The organism is Bartonella sp. AA2SXKL, assembly GCF_042197205.1.
GTDB lineage: Bacteria > Pseudomonadota > Alphaproteobacteria > Rhizobiales > Rhizobiaceae > Bartonella.
In genome coordinates, this window is the sequence record NZ_JBHIRN010000237.1 from 284 (window position 1) to 607 (window position 324).

Here is a 324-nt window from a genome sequence, read left to right on the forward strand (position 1 = left end):
CCTGACGTGCAGCAACAATACTGGTTACCATACAACCAAGAATAACCATACCATAATGGGTATTTTTGACCTTATGGTGAATATTAAGAAGGAAGCCACATCCTGCCAGCATCAAACCTACGCGCTGAAGAAGACAAAGAGGGCACGGCAATTCAAACTTCACCAGTTGATAATAGAAAGCCACCAACAGGACAGCAGAAAGTCCTAACAATCCTAATGTGTTCATAAATATGATGAAATGATGATTTTTTTGTTGAACATGTTCCATGATTATTATCTCAAAAAGACAGATTTAAAGTAGAAGTTGCATGATGATTAAAAGTG

General features: G+C 37.3%; 1 protein-coding gene. It reads right to left on the reverse strand.

Annotation, left to right across the window (positions count from 1 at the left end):
- On the reverse strand, nucleotides 1-268 hold a 268-nt coding region (locus ACFINS_RS10950; RefSeq protein WP_375706287.1), incomplete at its 3' end, for a disulfide bond formation protein B.
- Between the last annotated feature and the right edge of the window lie 56 nt (nucleotides 269-324).